We start from the raw sequence: 403 nt of genomic DNA, 5'->3' as shown, positions 1-403 counted from the left end.
GCCCGATCCGGTGCCTTTCAAGGGCTACGGCGTGGATCAATGCCAATTAGTTTCGCAACCGGGGTCAGACCCTAATGGCGTTGACTTAAGCTAATTTTTTGATTTTTCTAGTGGGGTAGCGTTGCGCTTTGGATTTAACGACCCGGTCACGTTTCCTGCCGGGCCGCTTCGCAGTGAGTTCGTTTACGAGCCTTTCTCGCATGTTCTGCAGTAACTTTGGCAGCTTTCCTTGAGCCCGTGTTGCAGCTACCCATAACAGTTCGTACTGGATTACGTGGAATGCGCGCACGAAGCTGATGTCGGTTGGGACGCACCCTGCATCGATCGCCGCTTTGGACATTTCGAGCCGCACCAGATTGTAGGCGATGATGGCCCCCCAAATCTCCTGCATGACGCCGTCGAC

Annotated in this window: 1 pseudogene; it reads right to left on the bottom strand. The window is 54.3% G+C overall.

From position 1 onward, the window contains the following. Window positions 1–85 precede the first annotated feature (85 nt). Window positions 86–403, bottom strand: a pseudogene (locus tag C7C56_RS28525) (IS4 family transposase); the annotation flags it as partial.

Source organism: Massilia glaciei (genome assembly GCF_003011895.2).
Lineage (GTDB): Bacteria > Pseudomonadota > Gammaproteobacteria > Burkholderiales > Burkholderiaceae_D > Telluria_A > Telluria_A glaciei.
The sequence above is the reverse complement of the archived record's forward strand: the minus strand, read 5'-3'. Positions and strand labels throughout refer to the sequence as shown.